Source organism: Chromobacterium sp. IRSSSOUMB001, assembly GCF_023507765.1.
GTDB lineage: Bacteria > Pseudomonadota > Gammaproteobacteria > Burkholderiales > Chromobacteriaceae > Chromobacterium > Chromobacterium haemolyticum.
Map to the genome: position 1 here is coordinate 83,404 of NZ_JALCYU010000017.1, position 18,825 is coordinate 102,228.

The following is an 18,825-nucleotide window of genomic DNA, read 5'->3' on the forward strand; positions in this document are numbered from 1 at the left end:
GCCGCCATGCCGCGTTTCGCCGCCAACCTGACCCTGCTGTACACCGAGCTTCCGTTTCTGGAGCGCTTCGCCGCCGCCGCCGCCGACGGCTTCCGCGCGGTGGAATGCCTGTTCCCCTACGACTGGCCAGCCGCCGACATCGCCGGCCGCCTGCGCGAGCACGATCTGACCCTGGCGCTGTTCAACCTGCCGCCGGGGAACTGGACCGCCGGCGAGCGCGGCCTGGCGGCGTTGCCCGGCCGCGAGCAAGAATTCTCCACCGGCGTGGAGCTCGCGCTGGAGTACGCCTTGGCCACCGGCTGCCGCCGCCTGCACGCGATGGCCGGCACCCCGCCACCGGGCGACGCCGCACCGCGCGACGTCTATCTCGCCAATCTGCGCCGAGCCGCCGACCGGCTGGCGCCCCATGGCATCACTTTGTTGATCGAAGCGATCAACGCCACCGACATGCCCGGCTATTTTCTGAGCCGGCAGCAGCAGGCGCTGGACTGCATCGCCGCCGTAGGCGCAGCCAATCTGCGGCTGCAATTCGACTGCTACCACTGCCGTATCAGCGACGGCGATCCGCTGGCCTGGCTGCCCCGCGTCTGGGAGCGGCTTGGCCACATCCAGATCGCCGGCGTGCCCGGCCGCCACGAACCCGAAGACGGCCAGATCGACTACCCCGCCCTGTTCGCTCAGCTGGACGCGCTCGGCTACGCCGGCCATGTCGGCTGTGAATACCGCCCGCGCGGCGATACCCGCGCCGGCCTTGACTGGTGGCAAGCCTGGAGGGACAAACAATGAAAATACTGATCACCGGCGCGGCCGGTTTCATCGGCGACAGACTGGCGCGCGAGCTGTTGCAACGCGGCCGGCTGGACACTCATAAAATCGAGCGCTTGCTGCTGGCCGACTTACACCCGCCGGCGATGGATTTGCAGCTCGATCCGCGCGTTGACACCTTCGTCGGCGATCTGCTCCAGTTGGCGGACTCATTGCCCGGCCATGCACTGGACGGCGTGTTCCATCTGGCCTCGGCGGTGTCGGCGGAGTGCGAGCGCGACTTCGACCTGGGCCTGAGCGCCAATCTGGACAGCACGCGCGCGCTGCTGGACGCGCTGCGACGTGCCGGCAGGCGGCCGCGGCTGGTGTTCTCCAGCTCGGTGGCGGTATTCGGCGCCGATCCGGCGCTGCCGCTGCCCGCCGTAATCGACGACCGCAGCCTTCCCGCGCCGCAAACCTCTTACGGCGCGCAGAAATTCATCTGCGAGCAACTGGTGGCCGATTACAGCCGCAAGGGCTATATCGACGGCCGCAGCGCGCGGCTGATGACGGTGGCGGTACGCCCCGGCCGCCCCAACGGCGCGGCGTCCGGCTTTCTGTCCGCTATCATCCGCGAACCGTTGGCTGGCCAGCCCGCGGTTTGCCCGGTACCGCCGGACACCCTGGTTGCGCTGGCCTCGCCGGCCAATACCATCGCCGGCCTGATCGCGGCGTTTGAAGCCAGCCACGCGGAGTTTGGCGGCCGCACCGCGCTCAATCTGCCGGCGCTGAGCTTGCGCGTGGGCGAGTTGCTGGATGCGCTGGAACAGGAAGCCGGCGCAGCGACGCGGCGGCTGGTGCGCTTTGAGCCCGACGCGGCCATCCAGGCCATCGTCTCCGGCTGGCCGGCGCAGGTGGACGGCTCACGCGCCGCCCGACTGGGCCTTCGCCCGGATCCCGACGCGCAGACGCTGATTCGCCAGTACCGGCAACACACTCCCCACTAAGCCCCGCCTTCTCCACCGGGCCGCGCCGTGCCCGGCATCCACCTGTCCTAAAGAACATTGCCCTTACGGCCAGCGCCGCCTATACCCGCGCTATGCCCATGGAATTAAATCGCCCACGACAGCCGTCCGCGGATTTTCCTGCCAGCAAGGAGCCAATATGAGCTATCTGCAGTTCCCCCGTCTGGCCTTCTCTGGCCAGTTCCAGGCCGACGTCTCCACCGTCAACAACGATCCGCGCCATTTTGACAACGCCAACTTCGAAGCCCACTTCCAGGAATTCCAGCAAGCGGACGCCGCCGGCAACACCAAGACTTACAACGGCTGGTGGCACCCCACCGGCACCGCCATCATGCGCTTCGCCAACTGCCAGGTGACCAGCCTGCGCGGGCCCAGCGGCATTCTGGTCACCAACCCGGCGCAAGACCCGTTGCTGTCCTGTAGCGTGGGCAACGCCATTGGCAGGCCGTCCGCCAAGATGGTGGACCTGGACCCGGACTGGCAGCTGGCCTCCAATGTCTACGGCCTGGCGGTGTCGCTGCTCAAGCCGGACGGCACGCCGCTGATGACCGCCGACTACCAGAGCAACCCCTTCCGCGATCTGTGGTTCGGCCGCGGCCAGGGCAACGGCAGCGATATGGGCGCCTCGGCGATCTTCCAATCCGTGCTCACCAATATCCATTGGCATCTGGACGGCTTCGACAGCCCGCTGCTGGCGCGTCTGATCGAACTGAGCGATCAGGATCGGCTATCCATCCGCCTGACCACCTACGGCTACGATATGAACGCCGGCTCGCCGCTGTTCGGCTACGGCACCGTGCTCGGCGCCATCGGCCCGGCCTATACCGGCCAGCCGCGCTCCTTCATCCTGGGCCGCCGCTTCATGCCCACCACGCAAAACAGCCTGCAGGATTCGGTGTCCGGCAACGGCATCGGCTGTTTCTCCTCCTGGCTAGACCCGGACAGCGCCAGCTTGCAAGTGGACCTGAGCAACGCGCTGCCGTTGGACGGCAACAACCAGATCGCCGCGCTGCCGGCGCTTCAGTACGCCATCCTGCACAATGCCTTGACCGCGCAGGACGCGGAGATAGGGCCTGACGACTACACCGTCATCGCCGGCGTGGACGCCTCGCAAACGCTGCAAGACCAGCAATCCGGCATCCAGTCCGTACCGTTGAGCGAAACGCAACTGCGGCTGGCCAGCCAGCCGCTGCCGCTGGCCATCGTTCAGCCGGTGGACGCCCAGGGGCGCGCCACGGTCTGCGTGCGCGAAGTACTGCTGGGCAATGAGGTGCGCGCCGAGGACTTCGCCATCCGCCTTGATCCCAACCACCCGGACAAGAACCACCTGCACACTCATATCTACGCCGCATGCTACGGCCAGCCGCTGGCCGGCGCGGAGCTGGCCTTCTGGGCCGGCGCGCCGATGCTGGACTACGGCAACACCCCCGCCGACGCCACCGCGGGCACCACCCCGCGCGCGCTGTTGCCGGTCAACAACGTGCCCAACGCCGCCATCCGCATCAGCCCGGCGGCGCCAATCACCGACCAGGCCGGCCGGGCCGCCATCACCCTGCATGGTCCGGAAAGCTTCGGCACCCCGCGCGAATACATGGACGGCCAGCTGTTCACCCTTTCCTACAATCTGGCCGGTTCCGATCCAGCCCTGCAGCAGCATTACGACAACTTGGCGGTGGTGGTGTTCAGCAGCTTCCCGCAGCCGGGCCAGGACATAGATCTGGACAATCCCCGTTGGGAGGACGTGCAGCCCATCCTGCAGCAATACGCCAACCTTTACCCGGTGATGAGCCAGGGCTTGTTCGACTTTTCCAAGCAGGCGGTGGCCGACGCCAGCGCCTTCATCATGCGCTTCGTCTTCGACAAGCCCATTGAAGATCCGGACCAGATGCCGGTGACGCGCGATCTGTCCGCCAGCAAACGGCGCATGCTGATCAATTACTTCCAGAACGTGATAGACCGCACCGGCAAAACCTTCGACCGCCAGCTGATGTACGGCAAGCGCTGCCCGCTGCGCCAAAGCGCGCCGCCCAGCCAGGCCGACATCGCCGCCACGCTCAGCTCGCCGTCCGCCAGCAAGCTGCGCAAGCCCCGCGGCTGACCTCGGCCCCGTCATCCGACCTTCCAAGGAAACCAAGCGATGCTGAAGATACGCCAAGAACTGATGGACGAACTGCGCCAGGCCGACCACATCCAACATGTGCGAACCATGCTGGCCGGCGCGGTGCGGCTGGAGCTGTCCACCATCCCCACTTACCTGACCGCGCTGTTCTCCATCAAGCCCGGCCAGAACCAGGAAGCGCGCGCGCTGATGCAATCGGTAGTGGTGGAGGAAATGCTGCACATGACCCTGGCCGCCAACACCCTGATCGCCATCGGCGGCAACCCGCGCGTCGTCGAAGACGGCCAGGCGCTCAACTACCCGGGACCGCTGCCGATGTGCGTGGACACCGGTCTCATCGTCAGCCTCAAGGCGCTGAGCCGGCAGCAGGCGCAGGAAGTGTTCATGGAGATAGAACGTCCGGACACCCAGGCCATCCTGCCCGGAGAAACCCAGGCCTATGTCGACAACCAACCCGGTTTCGACTCCATCGGCCGCTTCTACCAGGCGATACTGGAACGGCTGCAACACCTGGAAAACCACGGCCACGACTGCTTCGCCCAGCCGCGGCTGGACGAGCAGGTGGACGTCAGCCAGTGGTTCCCGCACGAGGTGCCGGGCTGTCCGGACGGCAAGGTCTACGATATGGCCAGCGCCCGCGCGGTGATAGACACCATCGTGCGCCAAGGCGAGGGCGTGCAGGTAGAGGACGACTGGATCAATCCCAAGGAAGACGCCGGCGGCAGCTACGCCCACTATTTCAAGTTTGGCGAAATCTACTACGGCAAGCGACTGATCCGCGATTACGCCAGCCCCTCAGGCTGGTCCTACACCGGCGAGCCGGTGCCGCTGGACGAAACCGGCGTGTTCAATCTGCTGCCCAACGCCGCGCTCAGCGACTACCCGGCCGGCAGCGGCGCGGCCATCAGCGGCGCCCAGTTCTACCAGGCTTATCAAAACCTGCTGGCCGCGTTGGACCGCACCTTCAACGGTCAGCCACAGCAGTTGGACGCCGCCATCGGCATCATGTACGAACTGAAGCTGGTAGCGCAGAAGGTGATGCAGAACCCGGTCAGCAGCAGCGTGCCGGACGTGGTGGCCGCGCCGCCCTTCATGCGCCTTCATCAGTCGAGCTGAGCGCCGGCAGCGTCAGGGCGGCGCATAACCCGCCCTCCTCGCCGGCCAGCAACTCCAGACGGCCGCCAAAACGCCCTGCTATCGCGGAGACGATGGACAGGCCCAGGCCGCTGCCGGCGCCAGCATGCCGCCCGCGCCAAAAGCGCTGCGCGGCCTGCTCGCGTTGAGCCGCCGTCAATCCCGGCCCCTGATCGCGCACTTCAAATCGCAAACCCGCCTCGCTCAGCGCGGCCTGCAAACGCACCGGCGCGTCCGGCGGCGAATAGCGCAGGGCATTGTCCAGCAGATTGCGCAGCGCGGTGGCCGCCAGCGCCTGAGGCAAGGCTAGCGCGGCCTCAGGCAACGGGCCGCAGACAATGCGCCGCGGCGGCGCGGGCTCCGCGTCGCGCATCGCCAGCCGCGCCACCTCGTCCGCGTGGGCCGGAGGCCCTTCTTCCCAATCGAAAGCCCCTTCCAGCCGCGCCAGCATCAGCAACTGCCCCAGGGTGTTCTGCAAGCGTTCCGCCCCCTCGGCGGCGTGGGCCAGCGCCTGCGCCGCGTCCGGTCCCTGGGTGATGCGCGCCACTTGCAGATGGGTCTTGATCGCCGTCAGCGGGGTGCGCAGCTCATGGGCCGCGTCGCTGGTCAAACGCCGCTCGCGTTGCAGTGCCTCGCCCACGCGCCGCAGTAGCTGATTCAGGCTGTCCGCCAGCGGCAACACATCGCGCGGCAAGCCCTGAGTGGCCACCGGCTCCAGCGCCTCCGGCGCGCGGCGGGCCAAAGCGCGGCGCAGCCGCTCCAGCGGCCTCAAGCCCCGGCTCACGCCCAGCCACAAGGCCACCAGGCTGCCGGCCAGGGCCGCGATGAAGGGCACGGCGGCGGCCCAGCGGATATCCGTCAACATCGCGTCGCGTTCGGTCAGCCGGTCCGCCGTGGTCACCCGCAGGCCGTTGGCCACCACCGTATAGCTGCGCCAGCGCTCGCCGCGCACGGTTTGTTCGGCATAACCCGACGCCGGATCCGCGCGGGTGTCCGGCGCGCCCGGCGTGCGCGCCAGCACCTCGCCGCGCACGGAAACGATCTGACAGGCAATGCCGGCGCCTAAGCCCTCGAAAAGCGGCACGGCGCGCGGCGGCGGCGCGGGCAGCTGCTCCATCAGCCCGGCCACCATCTGTGCGGACATCGCCAGCCGCCGGTCCAGCGTCAGCCGCATCTGCCGGTCCAGATCATGCAGCGTCCAGGCCGCCACGCCGCCCCACAGCAGGCACAGCGACACCCCTATCCATAACAGCAAGCGCAGGCGCAAACTCATTCACCGGCCCTGCCGTAGCGATAGCCCAGGCCGCGCACCGTCTCCACCACCGCCGGCCCCAGCTTGCGCCGCAAATGGTGGATGTGCACGTTCAAGGCGTTGCTTTCAATTTCCTCGCTGTAATCATAGAGCCGGTCCTTCAGCTGCTCGGCGCTGAGAATCCGCTCCCGCGCCTGCATCAAGGCCGCCAACAGCGCCAGTTCGCGGCGCGCCAGCGCCACCGGCCGGCCGTGTAGCCAGACTTCGCCGCGCACCGGGTCCAGCCGCAGCGGACCGTCCTCGATCACATCCACGCAACGGCCGGCGGCGCGCCGGCGCAAAGCGTGCAGCCTGGCCACCAGTTCGTCCAGATCAAAAGGCTTGAGCAGATAGTCGTCCGCGCCGGCGCGCAGACCGGCCACCCGGTCCTCCACCGCGTCGCGCGCGGTCAACACCAGCACCGGCAGCGCCTCTCCGCGCGCGCGCAAGCGCGCCAGCAAGCGCATGCCGTCCTCGTCCGGCAGCCCCAGGTCCAGAATCATCACATCGGCGTCCAGCGTCGCCAGCGCCGCCTCGGCCTGGGCCGCGCTGCCCACCGCGTCCACCGTCAGGCCGTGAGCGCGCAGCCCGGCGACGATGCCCAGCGCGATCAACTCGTTGTCTTCCACCAATAACACCCGCATTTCCTGCCTCCTTGTCGCCGCCAGCTTGCCGACGACGGATTATCCCATTGTTAACGGCGGCTTAATCCCCGGCATCCAGGCTGTGCGCATTCATCGCCATGGAGACCGCAATGCCGCTCATCTTCCGCAGCCTGTTGCTGCTGCTTTTTCTCTGGATGCCCGCCGCCCAGGCGCAAACCGGTTTTCTGCCGCCGGAACAAGCCTTCCGCCTCAGCGTCAGCGAGTTGGGCGACGGACAAGTCCGCCTGCGCTGGGACATCCGGGACGGCTATTACTTGTATCGCAAGAACATCAAGATCGCGGCCGACCCCGTCGGCAGCGTCCCGCCGCCGTCGATGCCGGCCGGCAAAACCATCCGTGATGAATTCTTCGGCGAATCCGAGGTGTATTACCAGCGGCTGGAACTACTGGTGCAGGCCGGCCAGGCGCGCCGTCTCATGCTGAGCTGGCAAGGCTGCGCCGAAGCCGGACTGTGCTATCCGCCGCAGCATCGCGCCGTTGAACTATCAGGACGCGGCAAGGCCGTTAAAACCAGCGCGGCGGGAGCGACAGGGATGGATGCCGCCGTCCCCATCGCGCCTGCCTTGGGCGAGGACCAGGCGCTGGCCGCGCGGCTGGCGCAATCTGGCACCGGCTGGGTCTTGCTGGCCTCCTTCGGCCTGGGCCTGCTGATGACCTTCACGCCCTGCGTGCTGCCGATGGTGCCCATTCTCAGCAGCTTGATCGTGGGCAGCGGCGCCACGCCGCGGCGCGGCATGGTGCTCGCCCTGGCCTTTGTGCTGCCGATGGCCTTGACCTACGCGGCGCTGGGCGCGCTGGCCGCCAGCATGGGCGCCAACCTGCAAGCCGCTCTGCAAACGCCGTGGGCGCTGGGCCTGTTCGCCGCGCTCTTCGTCCTGCTGGCGCTGGCCATGTTCGGCGTTTACGAGCTTCAATTGCCGGCCGTGCTGCGCGACCGGCTGGCCACGGCCAGCCAGCGCCAGCGCGGCGGCACCCTGGCCGGCTCGGCAACGATGGGCGTGCTGTCCGCCTTGCTGGTGGGCCCCTGCATGACCGCGCCGCTGGCCGGCGCCTTGCTCTACATCAGCGACAGCGGCGACGTGCTCAAAGGCGGCCTGGCCTTGCTCGCCATGGGCCTGGGCATGGGCGTGCCGCTGTTGCTGGTGGGCGCGCTGGGCGCCAAGCTGCTGCCGCGCCCCGGCCTGTGGATGAACCGGGTCAAAGCGGTGTTCGGCTTCCTCCTGCTGGGCATGGCCATCTGGTTCCTCGGCCGCGTGCTGCCCCCGGCTGCCAGCCTGGCCTTATGGGGCGCGTGGCTGTTCGCCGTCGCCGTCGGCTTGTTGACGCTGACCCGGCCCTGGCGCGCCAGCCCAGGCCAATGGACGCTGCGCGGCGCGGCGGCGCTGCTGAGCTTGTGGGCGGCGGCGATGCTGATCGGCGCGGCCGCCGGGCAAAGCGATCCGCTGCGGCCGCTCGCCTTCGTCTCCGCGGCGGCTCCGCCCGCCGCCGGCATGGAACAACTCGGCTTCGTCACCGTGCGCGATGTCCGCGCGCTGCAAGACGGCCTGGACGAAGCCGTGCGCCAAGGTCAGTGGGCGCTGGTGGACTACTACGCCGACTGGTGCGTGGCCTGCAAGGAAATCGAACACAAAGTGTTTGGCGACCCCCGCGTGCAACAAGCCTTGGCCGGCATGAAACTGCTGCGTCCCGATGTGACCGAGTCCGGTCCGGACAGCGCCGCGCTGCTCGCCTCGCGCCAGGTGATAGGCCCGCCCACGCTGCTGTTGATCGGCCCAGACGGCCAGGAGCGCCGCGCCCAACGCATCGTCGGCGCGCTGAGTCCAGACGCCTTCCTCGAACGCCTGCACCAGGCACGACAGGCCCGCTGAATCTTTTGGAAAAGACCCAGTCTATTCAAACGATTAAAAAATAAGCCTCCCCCACGCGCACGGCCTTGATTAAGCGGCCGGAGCGAAGGGAGCCCCCCGTCATGCCGCTCCGCGCGGCACAGGACTGAACCATGCTTTCTTTCCACCTTGGCCCGCTGGCCATTCCCATCAGCCTGACCATCGTCGCCGCCGCCTGGCTGGCCGCCCACGGCGCCGGCCTGCTCGCCGGCAGAAGCCGCCGCGTCAGCGTGGCCGCCCACCTCAACGACATGCTGTTGTGGGGTTTCGTCGCCGCGCGCGTCGGTTTCGTCCTGTATTGGTTTTCGCTGTACTCCCACCAGCCGCTGGCGATGCTGGACCTGCGCGACGGCGGCTTTCTGCCCTGGGCCGGCATCGCCGCCGCGCTCGCCCTGGCCGCTTGGCGCGGCTGGCATCGCCCGGAGGTGCGCCGCCCGCTGGCCGCCGCCGTCCTGTCCGGCGCTTTGGTCTGGGCCGGCGGCGAGGCGCTGCAACGAAGCGGCGCCGAGACCGCGCTGTCTCCGCGCGTACTGCGCCAGTTGGACGGCCCGCCCGCCTCGCTGCCGGCCCTGGCCAGCGGCAAACCGGTGGCGCTCAATCTCTGGGCCAGTTGGTGTCCGCCCTGCCTGAGGGAAATGCCGCTGCTGCAAGACGCCCAGCAGCAAAGGTCGGACGTACGATTTATCTTCGCCAACCAGGGCGAGGATGAAGTCGCGGTACGCGATTTCTTCCGCAAACAGCCGCTGCGGCTTCAGCACGTGCTGCTGGACCCCGCCGGCGCCCTGGGCCGGGAATACGGCTCCGTGGCGCTGCCCACCACGCTGTTTTTCGACGCCGACGGGCGTCTGTCCTCCGTCCATCTGGGCGAACTATCCGCGGCCACCCTGGCCAGCAAACTGCAAGCGCTCGCCCGCTCAAACTCCAAGGAATAAACGCGCCATGACCGCCCCGCTCCTTCTCCGCCTGGCGCCGCTGGCGCTCTGGCTCAGCCTGAACGCCCTCCCCGCCCACGCCCAGCCCTGGCCGGCGCCTATCCAGGCGCTGGAGGCCCAGGGCTATGAAATCCTCGGCAGCTTCCCCGGCCCGTCCGGGCTCACCGGCTACGCCTCGCTCTACCTGGGCCGGCCGCAGGCCGTCTACCTGACAGCGGACGGCCAGCAGGCCATCGTCGGCAACGTCACCGACGCCAAGGGCGAAAAATGGAATCCCGAGCGGCTAGACCGGCAGTTCAGCGCCGCGCTGTGGCGGCAGCTGGAAACCAGCCACTGGATAGCCGACGGGAAGACCGGCGCCCAACGCGTGATCTACACCTTCACCGATCCCAACTGTCCCTACTGCCGACAGCTCTGGCGCGACGCCCGGCCCTGGGTCCAGGCCGGCAAGGTCCAGATCCGCCACATCCTGGTGGGCCTGCTGGCCGAAGACAGTCCGGCCAAGGCCGCCGCCCTGCTGGCCGCGCCGGACCCGGCCGCCGCGCTGGCGCGCCACGAGGCCGGCGCTTCAATCCAACCGCTGGCCAAACCCCCGGCAGCCGTCAGCGCCAAACTGGCGGCCAACCAGCAGTTGATGGAGCGCTTCGGCGTGTTCGCCACCCCGGCCTCCTTCTACCGCGACGCCAGGGGCCAGCTGCAAAAAGTGCAGGGCGCGCCCACGGCGGCCACGCTGCAAAAACTGCTAGGGCCGCGCTGAGCCCGAGTCGCTCAGCCCTTGCGGCGGCTGCGCCGCCATTGCCACAAGGGCGGCAGCAAGAGCAGCGCGACCATGCCCAGCACCAGCCACAGCATATTGTTCTGCACCCATGGAATCGCCCCCAGCCAGTAACCCATGGACACCAGCCCGCCGCACCAGATCACCGCGCCCAGCACGTTGTAGCAGGCGAAGCGTCGCGGGCACATGCCGGTCAACCCGGCCAGGAACGGCGCCACTGTGCGCACAACGGGCACGAAGCGGCCGATGGTGATGGTGGGCGCGCCGTAGCGGTCGAAAAAGGCCTGGGTCTTGGCCAGATGCTGGGGCTTGACCCAACCGCGGCGGATCAGCGTCTGCCCCAAGGCGGAGCGGCCAATGCTGTAATTCAGCAAATCCCCCAGGATGGCCGCCAGCGTGATCAGCCCCATCGGCCACCACGGCGACACGCCCTGCGCGCCCAGCAAGGCGCCGGTGGCGAACAAGAGCCCGTCGCCGGGCAGAAAGGGCAAGACCACCAGACCGGTTTCGCAAAACACGATGGCGGCCACGATCCACACCCCCAGCTCCCAGTTCTGCGCCAGCAGAGACATCAGATTCTCATCGCCGAACAACCAGCTCAGAAACCCCATGGTCAACACACTGCTCTCCTTGCCTCAATGAATTCGTCGCGTCTAGTGCTTGACCGCCGCGCCGGGCGGATGTTTCCCCGGCCTGCTGGCGCGGCCGCGGAATCTTAATTTGACATGGGCATATCGTTTTGTTTTTAATGATGACAGCAAATGTCAGAATTGATTCTGCAACGGCTATCGACTTTCAAACTAAACCGCTTTCAGGAAGCCGCCATGCCTCAGTTGCCGCAAGCCCCCCTCTCCTCCTGTCCGCGCGCGGGAGCGCCGACGTGAGCGCCGGCCTTGCCGCCCCGGAACTCTCCAACCAGGACGACGCGCTGCCGCTGTACCGCCAAGTGTATCAACGCTTCATCCAGGCCATCAGCCAGGGCAGCCTGACGCCGGGACAACGGGTGCCGTCCATCCGCGCGCTGGCCAGCGAGCTGCAAGTGTCGCGCAATACCGTGGAGCTGGCTTACGAATTATTGATAGGCGAAGGCTATCTGGAAGCGCGCGGCCAGGCCGGCACCGTGGTGTCGCCGCGGCTGGCGGAAGTGCGCATGCAGCAGCCCCGCCCGGCGGATGCGCCAGCCCCGCGTCCGGCCGGCCTGTCCTTGTTCGATTCCGCCTCCGACTGGCAACCCCTGCCCTATCAGTTGGGCTTGCCGGCGCTGGACCTGTTCCCGCGCAAGCTGTGGGCCAGCCTGAACACCCGCCAGCTGCGGCTGCAAAACCGTTTTCTATCCTATCCGCAACCAGCCGGCTACGGGCCGCTGCGCGAGGCCATCGCCGCCTATCTGCACCTGTCGCGCGGGCTGGACTGCTCGCCGCAGCAGGTGTTCATCACCGCCGGCTACCGCGGCGCGCTGAATTTGATCGGCCGCACCCTGCTGCGGCCGCTGGATCAGGTGTGGATTGAAGACCCCTGCTTCCCACCCAGCCGCCACCTGATGGCGGAAATGGGCGCGGAGCTGGTGCCGGTGCCGGTGGACCGGGACGGCATGCAGGTGGCCGCCGCCAAGGAGAGGGCGCCGCACGCCCGTTTCGCGCTGGTGACGCCGGCGCATCAAAGCCCGCTGGGGGTGTCGCTGTCCCTGGTGCGGCGCCTTGAGCTGCTGGCCTGGGCCGAGCACAACAACGCCTTCATCATCGAAGACGATTACGACAGCGAATACCGCTACGACGGCCGGCCGCAGCCGGCGCTGGCAAGCCTGGGGGCCAACGACAACGTGCTCTACGTCGGCAGCTTCAGCAAGGTGCTGAGCCCGGCGCTACGCCTGGCCTATCTAGTGGTACCCAAGCCCCTGCTGACACGCTTCAACGCCGCCTGCCACACCTGGCACGACGGCTGTCCGTTGTTGAATCAGGGGGTGGTGGTGGATTTCATGCAGGAAGGACACTTCATCCGCCATCTGCGCAAGATGCGCTCCGCCTACGCCCAGCGCCGCGAGCTGGTGATCGCCAGTTTGCGGCATGAGTTCGGCGAACGAATGAGTTTCGACGTGCCGGCCTGCGGCCTGCATTTGCTGGCGCGGCTGAATCGTTCTGAGGACGACATCGCCTTGGCGCAGCGCGCCAAGCGCGAGCGCTTCGGCATCGCCGCGCTGTCTGCGCGGGCGCTGGAGGCGGATTGCGGCAAAGGGCTGTTGTTCGGTTTCGCCAATGTGGCCACGCCGGAGCAGGCCGCGCAACAGGCGCGGAATCTGCGCCTATGCCTGGAAGGCCGGTCCTTGCCGTCGGGTGGCTGAGGGCGGGCTCTCTTGATGTCGCCGGCGGAAACGGCGGGGTTTGGCGGGTATCGCCTCGCGGCCCCACCCGACCCAACCGTCCGGTCCAACAAGCCTCAATCCGGAATTACCGCCGTCGCCTCGATCTGCACCTTGGCGCCCGGCACCATCAGGGACGCCACCTGGAACGCGCTCATCACCGGGAAATGGCCGATCAATTCCCGGTAGGCGCGGCCCACTTCCCGGGCCTCGGCGAAATAGGCGTCGCGGTCGGACACATACCAAGTCAGCCGCACCAGATGCTCCGGCTTGGCGCCGGCCTCGGCCAGGACCGCCACGATGTTCTTCAGGATCTGGATCGCCTGCTCGGCGTAGCCCGGCCCCACCAGCTTTTCCTCCGCGTCCCAGCCCAGCTGGCCGGAGGTGAACACCATGGTGCCGCGCGCGGCGATGCCGTTGGCGTAGCCGCGCGGGCGCGCCCATTCCGGCGGTTGCAGAATTTGCATCATGCCGTCGCCTCCTCCAGCAAGCCGCTCAAGGCGGCGCGCACGTCGGCCGGCGCGTCGATGGCGGCGCCGCTGTCCAGCGAGATGTGCACCAGCACCTGACGGCAGCGCAGCCGCAGTTCGCCATTGGCGTGGCCTTCCATGTCCAGGGTCAGCGAGCTGCCGCCCAGCCGCGCCACGCGCAGTTGCAGCGTCAGCTGCTCGCCCTGGCGCGACGGGCGCAGGAATTCGCAGTCCAGCTTGATGATGGGCAGGCCCAGCCGGCGCGGGCCGATGAAGTCGGCAAAGCTGATGCCCAGGCCTTCGGTGAACCAGTCTTCCACCAGCCAGTTGCTCAGCACCAGGTATTGCGGGAAGTAAACGATGCCGGCCGGATCGCAGTGGGAGAAGCGGATCGGGTAGGCCTTGGAAAAATGGGGATCTTGCATCTTGTCGCTTTCTTGGCGGGGGCGGCCGCGGCCGCCCCCTTGCATGTGTCAGACCAGCTCGGTTTCCGCTTGCGCGGCGCGCTCGGCCAGCCGCAGATAATTGCCCAGCATGCTGAGCCCCTGTTCGGTCAGCACCGATTCCGGGTGGAATTGCAGGCCGTGAATCGGCAGGCTGCGGTGGCGCAGCGCCATGATTTCGCCCCGGCCGCCGTCGGCGCGCAGCGCCCAGGCGGTGGCCACCAGCTCGTCCGGCAGCGCGTCCGCCACCAGCGAGTGATAGCGCGCCACCTTGAGGCCGTCGGCCAGGCCTTCGAACAGGCCCTCGCCGTCGTGATGGATGCGCGACACTTTGCCGTGCAGCACTTCGTCGGCGCGGCGCACCTGCGCGCCGAAGGCGGCGGCGATGCACTGGTGGCCCAGGCAGATGCCGAGGATGGGCAGGCGGCCGGCGAAGCGGCGGATCGCCGCCAGCGACACCCCGGCCTCGGCGGGCGAACAGGGTCCGGGCGAGACGATCAGCGAGCGCGGCCGCAACGCTTCCATCTCCTCCAGGCCGATCTCGTCGTTGCGCCTCACCATGATGTCCGCGCCCAGCATGCCCAGGTACTGCACCACGTTGTAGGTGAAGGAATCGTAGTTATCGATCATCAAATGCATGCCGCCTCCTCTTGCCGCGCCGCCGCGGCCAGCTTGGCCGCCAGCAGCATCAGCCGGCTTTTTTCCAGGGTTTCCTGCCATTCGCGCTCGGCCAGCGAGTCCTGCACCACGCCGGCGCCGGCCTGCACGTGCAGCTGGCCGCCTTGTAGCACGCCGGTGCGGATGGTGATGGCCTGGTCGGCGTTGCCGCGCCAGCCGATGTAGCCGATGGAGCCGCCGTAGACCCCGCGCGAATGCGGCTCCAGCTCGGCGATCACCTCCAGCGCCCTCACCTTGGACGCGCCGCTGAGGGTGCCGGCCGGGAAGGTGCTCTTGAGCACGTCCAACGCCTGCGCCTGTTGCGGCAGCTTGCCGGACACGGTGGAGACGATGTGCATGACGTGCGAAAAGTTCTCCACGGTCAGCAACTCGTCCACCTGCACGCTGCCCAGCTCGGCCAGCCGGCCCAGATCGTTGCGCGCCAGGTCCACCAGCATCATGTGTTCGGCGATTTCCTTGGGATCGGCCAGCAGTTCGCGGCGCAGGTCCTGGTCTTCCGCCGCGTCCGCGCCGCGGCGGCGGGTGCCGGCCATCGGGCGGCTGGTCACGCGCTCGTCTTGCTGGCGGAACAGCATTTCCGGCGAGGCGCCGACGATCTGGGCGTCGCCCAGATTGAGCAGGTAGCGGTAAGGCGTGTCGCCCAGGCCGGACAAGGCCCGGTACAGCGTGGGCGCGTCGGCGGCGAAGGGCTGGCTCATGCGCTGGGACAGCACCACCTGCATCACGTCGCCGGCGGCGATGTAGTCCTTGATCCGGCCCACCGCCCGCTGGAAGTCCTCGCGCGAAAAAGCGTGATTCAGCGCGGGGTCCGCCGCCGCGTCCGCGGCGAACGCCGGCGGCGGCTCCGGCGGTTCCGCCAACAGCGCGCGGGTGCGCTCGCACAGCTCCCGCAAGCGCCGCTGTCCGCGCGCGTAAGCGGCCGTCGCCTCGGTGGATTCGTGGACGATGCAGTAGACGCTGGCCTGCTGGTGGTCCAGCACCAGCAAGTCCAGGCTCAGCCATTGCAGCGCGTCCGGCAGCGCCAGCCCTGACGGCTTGCGCGGCTGGCGGCGCAGCCGCGGCTCGATCAAACGGGTGGTTTCAAAACCGAAGTAGCCGAACAGGCCGCCGGAGAACGGCGGCAAGGCGCTGAAATGCGGCGCGGTCCAGCCCTGCCGCAGCCTGGCCAGCTCCGCCAGCGGGTCCTCGCACTCCAGTTCGCGCAGCAGTTGGCCGTCGCGCCAATGGCGCAGCCGGCCTTCGTCCAGTTCCACCCGCTCGCGGCAGGGCAGGCCGATCACCGAATAGGCGCGCTGGAATTCGCCGTCGCGCCAGTGGCCGGTTTCAAACAGATAGTCCCTGCCCTGGTTGGCCAGCGCCTGGTACAGCGCCAGCGGGTCCGCGCCCGCCGGCAGCGGCAGGGTCCGCCACAGCGGCGCCAGGCTGAAGCCGTGGTCGCCGTAACGCAGAAACGCCTCTTCGCTCAGCATACTTTTTCCTCCTTGCGCTCCGCCTGTTCCCGGGCGGCCAGCTGCGCCATGGCGCGCCGGTCCGGCTTGCCGTTCTTGTTCAGCGGAATCTCCTCCAGCGCCAGCACCAGCGCCGGACGCTTATAGCTTTCCAGATGGGCTTCCAGCGTGGCGTGCACCAGGCGTACCAGCGCCTCGCTGTCGTCGCCGGCGCGCAGAATCAGCGCCGGACGGGCTTCGCCGTCGCGGTCCGGCGCGGCCACCACATAGGCGTCGCCCAGTTCCGGCAACAACGCGGCCAGCAGGTTTTCGATTTCCACCGGCACCACCCAGCGGCCAAACACCTTGAAGCGGTCGTCTTCGCGACCGTGGAAGCTCAGATAGCCGTGCTCGTCGCGGCTGAACAGATCTCCGGTGCGATACCAGCCGTCCTGGAAACGCTCCTGTTCTTCCTGCGGACGCCGCCAGTAGCCCAGCGCGCGGCTGGGCGCCTTGACCAGCAGCACCCCGCATTCGCCGGCCGGCGCGTCCCGGCCGTCGGCGTCGACGATGCGCGCCTCCCAGCCCGGCAACATGCGGCCAACGCTGCCGGAGCGCAGCGCGTCCGGATAGCTGGTGGCGAACACATGGCACATTTCGGTGGCGCCGATGCCGTCGTGCAGATCAAAGCCGAAACGCTGACGCCAGCGCCGCGCCAAGGGGGCGGACAGCGGAGCGCCGGCGGAGAAGGCCAGCCGGATCGCCACGTCGGATGGCTCCAGGCCGTGTTCCAGCAGCAGCCGGTACAGAGTGGGCACGGCGAACAGCACGGTGGGGCGGAACTGACGCAGCACGCCGGCCACGCGTTCGGCCGACGGCCAGGCGCCGTCCAGCACGCCGCAAGCGCCCAGATACAGCGGGAAGAACAGGCTGTTGCCCATGCCGTAGCCAAAGAAGGATTTGGGCGCCGAGTACAGCACGTCGTCCGCGCCCAGCCGCAGTTGGCCGGCGGCGAAGTGCGAGCACACCGCCAGCATGGAGCGGGCGCTGTGCACCACGCCCTTGGCCTGGCCGGTGCTGCCGGAGGTGTACTGGATCAGCGCCGGCGCGTCTTCCGGCTGGCGCGCGAAATCGTCCCAATCGTCGTCGGCGCTGTCGCCGGCCAGCCATTCCAGGTGAGCGCCGGCGTCCAGCAGCCGCAGCTTGGCCGCGGCCGGCCACACCGCGATCTGCGAGGACTGGCCCAGGCACAGCGCCGGGGCGGCGTCGGCCAGCAGATGGTGCAGCGAGGCGGCGTCCAGCCGCGGATTGGCCACCACCGGCAAAGCGCCCACCGCCAGCGCGGCGTAGAAAGCCACCGCCAGCTCCGGGCCGTCGTCCAGGGCAATCAGCACGCGCTCGCCGGCGGCCACGCCTTCGGTTTGCAGCCAGGCGGCCTGGCGGCGCAGCGCGCGGTTGAGCTGGCGGTAGCTGAGGCTGAAGCCGGGGCCGACAAAGCAGAGCCGGTCGCTGTCCGGCCGGCTGGCGGCCAGACGCTCGGCCAGATTGATCAGCGGTTCCGGGGCGGCGGCGTCCGGCGCCGGCCTCGCCGCCGCGCCGGAGGGCTGGGTCAACGCGGCAATCAAGCGATCGGTCAGGGCCAGCGCCTGGCGTGGGTTGAGCCGCGGGTCGCAACTGCTGTGGTAGGCGCGGCCCAGGTCTTCCTCGGCCAGCGCGTCCGGCCCGCCCAGGCATTCGGTGACGTCCTGGGCGCTCAATTCCAGGTGCACGCCGCCGGCGTGGCTGCCGCAGTCGCGGTGGGCGGCGAGGAAGGCCTCCACCTCGGCCAGGATGTCTTCATAGCGCCGGGTCTTCACGCCGTTGGCCGCTTGCACGCCGTTGCCGTGCATCGGGTCGCACAACCACAACACGTGGCGGCCTTCGGCGCTTACCGCGTTCAGCAGTTCCGGCAAGCGCTGGATGTTCGCCGCGCCGAAGCGGGTAATCAGGGTCAGCCGGCCGGCTTCGTTGTCCGGGTTCAGCGCGTCGATCAGGCTCAGCAGTTCGTCGCGCGCCATGCCGGGGCCCACTTTGACGCCCACGGGATTGTTCACGCCTCGCAGGAATTCCACGTGCGCGCCGTCCAGTTGGCGGGTGCGTTCGCCCACCCACAAAAAGTGGCCGGAGCCGCAATACCAATCGCCCCGCTCGTCCTGTTGCAGCTGGGCCTGTTCATAGGGCAGCAGCAGCGCCTCGTGGCTGACGTAGTAGCCGCTGTCGCGCGGCGCGGCCTCGCGGTCCAGACCCCGCAGGTAATTGAGGCTGGCGGCGGCGTGGAAGTAGGCGGATTCCAGCCGCTGCGGGTCGTGGGCGCGCGCGGAGGCGGCAAATTCCACGCCGTTGACGATGTCGCCGCGATAGCTGGGCAAGCTCAGCCCGCCCAGGGCTTCCTGCGGCTGGCTGCGCGGCTTGGCGTACTGGCCGGCGATGCGGCCGATGCGCAGCACCGGGCGTTGCAGCGCCTGGCCCAGGTCCGCGGCCATGCGCTCCAGCAGGCGGTAGTGGCCGCCCAGCACGTCCGGCCGCAGGCCGGCGAAGCGCTCGGCGCAGTCGCCGGCCTGGATGACAAAGCCCTCGCCCCGCGCCACGCCGGCCAGCGCGGCGCGCAGCCGGCGGATTTCGGCGGAGGGCACCAAGTTGGGATAGGCGCTCAAACGCGACAGCACGGCATGCAACGCGGCGCCGTCGTCGTAATCGGGCATTTGTGTGTGCGGTTTCGCCTGCCAGCTGCTTGGGCTCCAGGCTTTGGATAGTGTCAGCATCGGGATCTCGTTTATCGGGTGCTGATTGGGAAAAGCCCGCCCGGCAAGAGCCGCTTGCGCCGGGCAAGGCTGCGGGCCG

16 protein-coding genes are annotated in these 18,825 nt (G+C 68.5%); 8 read left to right on the top strand and 8 right to left on the bottom strand.

Going from position 1 to position 18,825, the window contains the following annotated elements; genetic code table 11:
* Nucleotides 1–6: 6 nt before the first annotated feature.
* The 4 genes from otnI to MOV80_RS19905 all read left to right on the top strand — a co-directional run bounded on the left by otnI (nt 7) and on the right by MOV80_RS19905 (nt 5,004).
* A complete protein-coding gene (otnI, locus tag MOV80_RS19890; protein WP_249605424.1) occupies nt 7–786 on the top strand; it encodes a 2-oxo-tetronate isomerase in 780 nt (259 codons plus the stop codon).
* On the top strand, nt 783–1,751 hold the full coding sequence (gene denD / locus MOV80_RS19895) for a D-erythronate dehydrogenase (RefSeq protein ID WP_249605425.1): 969 nt from the start codon (nt 783–785) through the stop codon (nt 1,749–1,751). Before otnI ends, denD begins: the two co-directional genes overlap by 4 nt.
* 157 nt (nt 1,752–1,908) lie before the next feature.
* Entirely contained in the window at nt 1,909–3,867 is a 1,959-nt protein-coding gene (locus MOV80_RS19900) for a hypothetical protein (RefSeq protein ID WP_043592488.1), read from the top strand.
* A gap of 39 nt (nt 3,868–3,906) precedes the next feature.
* Nucleotides 3,907–5,004 carry a ferritin-like protein gene (locus MOV80_RS19905; protein ID WP_081575762.1) on the top strand — a complete coding sequence of 366 codons (1,098 nt, stop codon included), beginning with the start codon at nt 3,907–3,909 and terminating at the stop codon, nt 5,002–5,004.
* Here the strand turns inward: MOV80_RS19905 and MOV80_RS19910 are convergent.
* Nucleotides 4,979–6,295, bottom strand: coding sequence for an ATP-binding protein (locus MOV80_RS19910; protein WP_191186217.1), 1,317 nt, complete (start codon nt 6,293–6,295; stop codon nt 4,979–4,981). The genes MOV80_RS19905 and MOV80_RS19910 overlap by 26 nt on opposite strands.
* Nucleotides 6,292–6,957: a response regulator gene (locus MOV80_RS19915; protein ID WP_043592490.1), complete on the bottom strand. Its 666-nt coding sequence runs from the start codon at nt 6,955–6,957 to the stop codon at nt 6,292–6,294. The genes MOV80_RS19910 and MOV80_RS19915 overlap by 4 nt, the downstream gene beginning before the upstream one ends.
* A 110-nt stretch (nt 6,958–7,067) precedes the next feature.
* Here MOV80_RS19915 and dsbD point away from each other — a divergent pair, with 110 nt between their 5' ends.
* From dsbD to dsbG, 3 genes are all read left to right on the top strand, one after another.
* Nucleotides 7,068–8,846, top strand: coding sequence for a protein-disulfide reductase DsbD (gene dsbD, locus MOV80_RS19920; protein WP_249605426.1), 1,779 nt, complete (start codon nt 7,068–7,070; stop codon nt 8,844–8,846).
* 131 nt (nt 8,847–8,977) lie between these two features.
* Nucleotides 8,978–9,796, top strand: a complete 819-nt coding sequence (locus tag MOV80_RS19925; RefSeq protein WP_043592492.1) for a TlpA disulfide reductase family protein — start codon at nt 8,978–8,980, stop codon at nt 9,794–9,796.
* A 7-nt stretch (nt 9,797–9,803) separates the two neighbouring features.
* Entirely contained in the window at nt 9,804–10,553 is a 750-nt protein-coding gene (gene dsbG / locus MOV80_RS19930; RefSeq protein ID WP_019100024.1) for a thiol:disulfide interchange protein DsbG, read from the top strand.
* Between the two features lie 11 nt (nt 10,554–10,564).
* On the opposite strand, the gene MOV80_RS19935 is transcribed toward dsbG, so the two are convergent.
* Nucleotides 10,565–11,182 (bottom strand): VTT domain-containing protein, encoded by a 618-nt coding sequence (locus tag MOV80_RS19935; protein WP_039753304.1) that lies wholly within the window; start codon nt 11,180–11,182, stop codon nt 10,565–10,567.
* 269 nt (nt 11,183–11,451) lie between these two features.
* On the opposite strand from MOV80_RS19935, the gene MOV80_RS19940 reads away from it, so the two are divergent.
* Nucleotides 11,452–12,909 carry a PLP-dependent aminotransferase family protein gene (locus tag MOV80_RS19940; RefSeq protein WP_052052125.1) on the top strand — a complete coding sequence of 486 codons (1,458 nt, stop codon included), beginning with the start codon at nt 11,452–11,454 and terminating at the stop codon, nt 12,907–12,909.
* A 95-nt stretch (nt 12,910–13,004) separates the two neighbouring features.
* Here MOV80_RS19940 and MOV80_RS19945 read toward each other — a convergent pair whose 3' ends face one another.
* Genes MOV80_RS19945 through MOV80_RS19965 form a run of 5 tightly spaced genes read right to left on the bottom strand, consistent with a single transcriptional unit; the run spans nt 13,005 to nt 18,746 of the window.
* Complete coding sequence (locus MOV80_RS19945; protein ID WP_048416091.1) at nt 13,005–13,397, bottom strand: RidA family protein; 393 nt, start codon at nt 13,395–13,397, stop codon at nt 13,005–13,007.
* Nucleotides 13,394–13,822: a thioesterase family protein gene (locus MOV80_RS19950; protein ID WP_249605427.1), complete on the bottom strand. Its 429-nt coding sequence runs from the start codon at nt 13,820–13,822 to the stop codon at nt 13,394–13,396. Before MOV80_RS19950 ends, MOV80_RS19945 begins: the two co-directional genes overlap by 4 nt.
* Before the next feature lie 48 nt (nt 13,823–13,870).
* Nucleotides 13,871–14,479 carry an aminodeoxychorismate/anthranilate synthase component II gene (locus MOV80_RS19955; protein WP_048416092.1) on the bottom strand — a complete coding sequence of 203 codons (609 nt, stop codon included), beginning with the start codon at nt 14,477–14,479 and terminating at the stop codon, nt 13,871–13,873.
* Nucleotides 14,470–15,987, bottom strand: coding sequence for an anthranilate synthase component I family protein (locus MOV80_RS19960; RefSeq protein WP_249605428.1), 1,518 nt, complete (start codon nt 15,985–15,987; stop codon nt 14,470–14,472). The genes MOV80_RS19955 and MOV80_RS19960 overlap by 10 nt, the downstream gene beginning before the upstream one ends.
* Entirely contained in the window at nt 15,981–18,746 is a 2,766-nt protein-coding gene (locus MOV80_RS19965; protein ID WP_249605429.1) for a 3-deoxy-7-phosphoheptulonate synthase, read from the bottom strand. The genes MOV80_RS19960 and MOV80_RS19965 overlap by 7 nt, the downstream gene beginning before the upstream one ends.
* Between the last annotated feature and the right edge of the window lie 79 nt (nt 18,747–18,825).

Coding starts and splice junctions, on each gene's coding strand:
- MOV80_RS19945 (WP_048416091.1), bottom strand. CDS start 13,397: ATGATGCAAATTCTGCAACCGCCGGAATGGGCGCGCCCGCGCGGCTAC.
- denD (WP_249605425.1), top strand. CDS start 783: ATGAAAATACTGATCACCGGCGCGGCCGGTTTCATCGGCGACAGACTG.
- dsbD (WP_249605426.1), top strand. CDS start 7,068: ATGCCGCTCATCTTCCGCAGCCTGTTGCTGCTGCTTTTTCTCTGGATG.
- MOV80_RS19960 (WP_249605428.1), bottom strand. CDS start 15,987: ATGCTGAGCGAAGAGGCGTTTCTGCGTTACGGCGACCACGGCTTCAGC.
- MOV80_RS19965 (WP_249605429.1), bottom strand. CDS start 18,746: ATGCTGACACTATCCAAAGCCTGGAGCCCAAGCAGCTGGCAGGCGAAA.
- MOV80_RS19935 (WP_039753304.1), bottom strand. CDS start 11,182: ATGGGGTTTCTGAGCTGGTTGTTCGGCGATGAGAATCTGATGTCTCTG.
- MOV80_RS19910 (WP_191186217.1), bottom strand. CDS start 6,295: ATGAGTTTGCGCCTGCGCTTGCTGTTATGGATAGGGGTGTCGCTGTGC.
- otnI (WP_249605424.1), top strand. CDS start 7: ATGCCGCGTTTCGCCGCCAACCTGACCCTGCTGTACACCGAGCTTCCG.
- dsbG (WP_019100024.1), top strand. CDS start 9,804: ATGACCGCCCCGCTCCTTCTCCGCCTGGCGCCGCTGGCGCTCTGGCTC.
- MOV80_RS19915 (WP_043592490.1), bottom strand. CDS start 6,957: ATGCGGGTGTTATTGGTGGAAGACAACGAGTTGATCGCGCTGGGCATC.
- MOV80_RS19950 (WP_249605427.1), bottom strand. CDS start 13,822: ATGCAAGATCCCCATTTTTCCAAGGCCTACCCGATCCGCTTCTCCCAC.
- MOV80_RS19900 (WP_043592488.1), top strand. CDS start 1,909: ATGAGCTATCTGCAGTTCCCCCGTCTGGCCTTCTCTGGCCAGTTCCAG.
- MOV80_RS19955 (WP_048416092.1), bottom strand. CDS start 14,479: ATGCATTTGATGATCGATAACTACGATTCCTTCACCTACAACGTGGTG.
- MOV80_RS19925 (WP_043592492.1), top strand. CDS start 8,978: ATGCTTTCTTTCCACCTTGGCCCGCTGGCCATTCCCATCAGCCTGACC.
- MOV80_RS19905 (WP_081575762.1), top strand. CDS start 3,907: ATGCTGAAGATACGCCAAGAACTGATGGACGAACTGCGCCAGGCCGAC.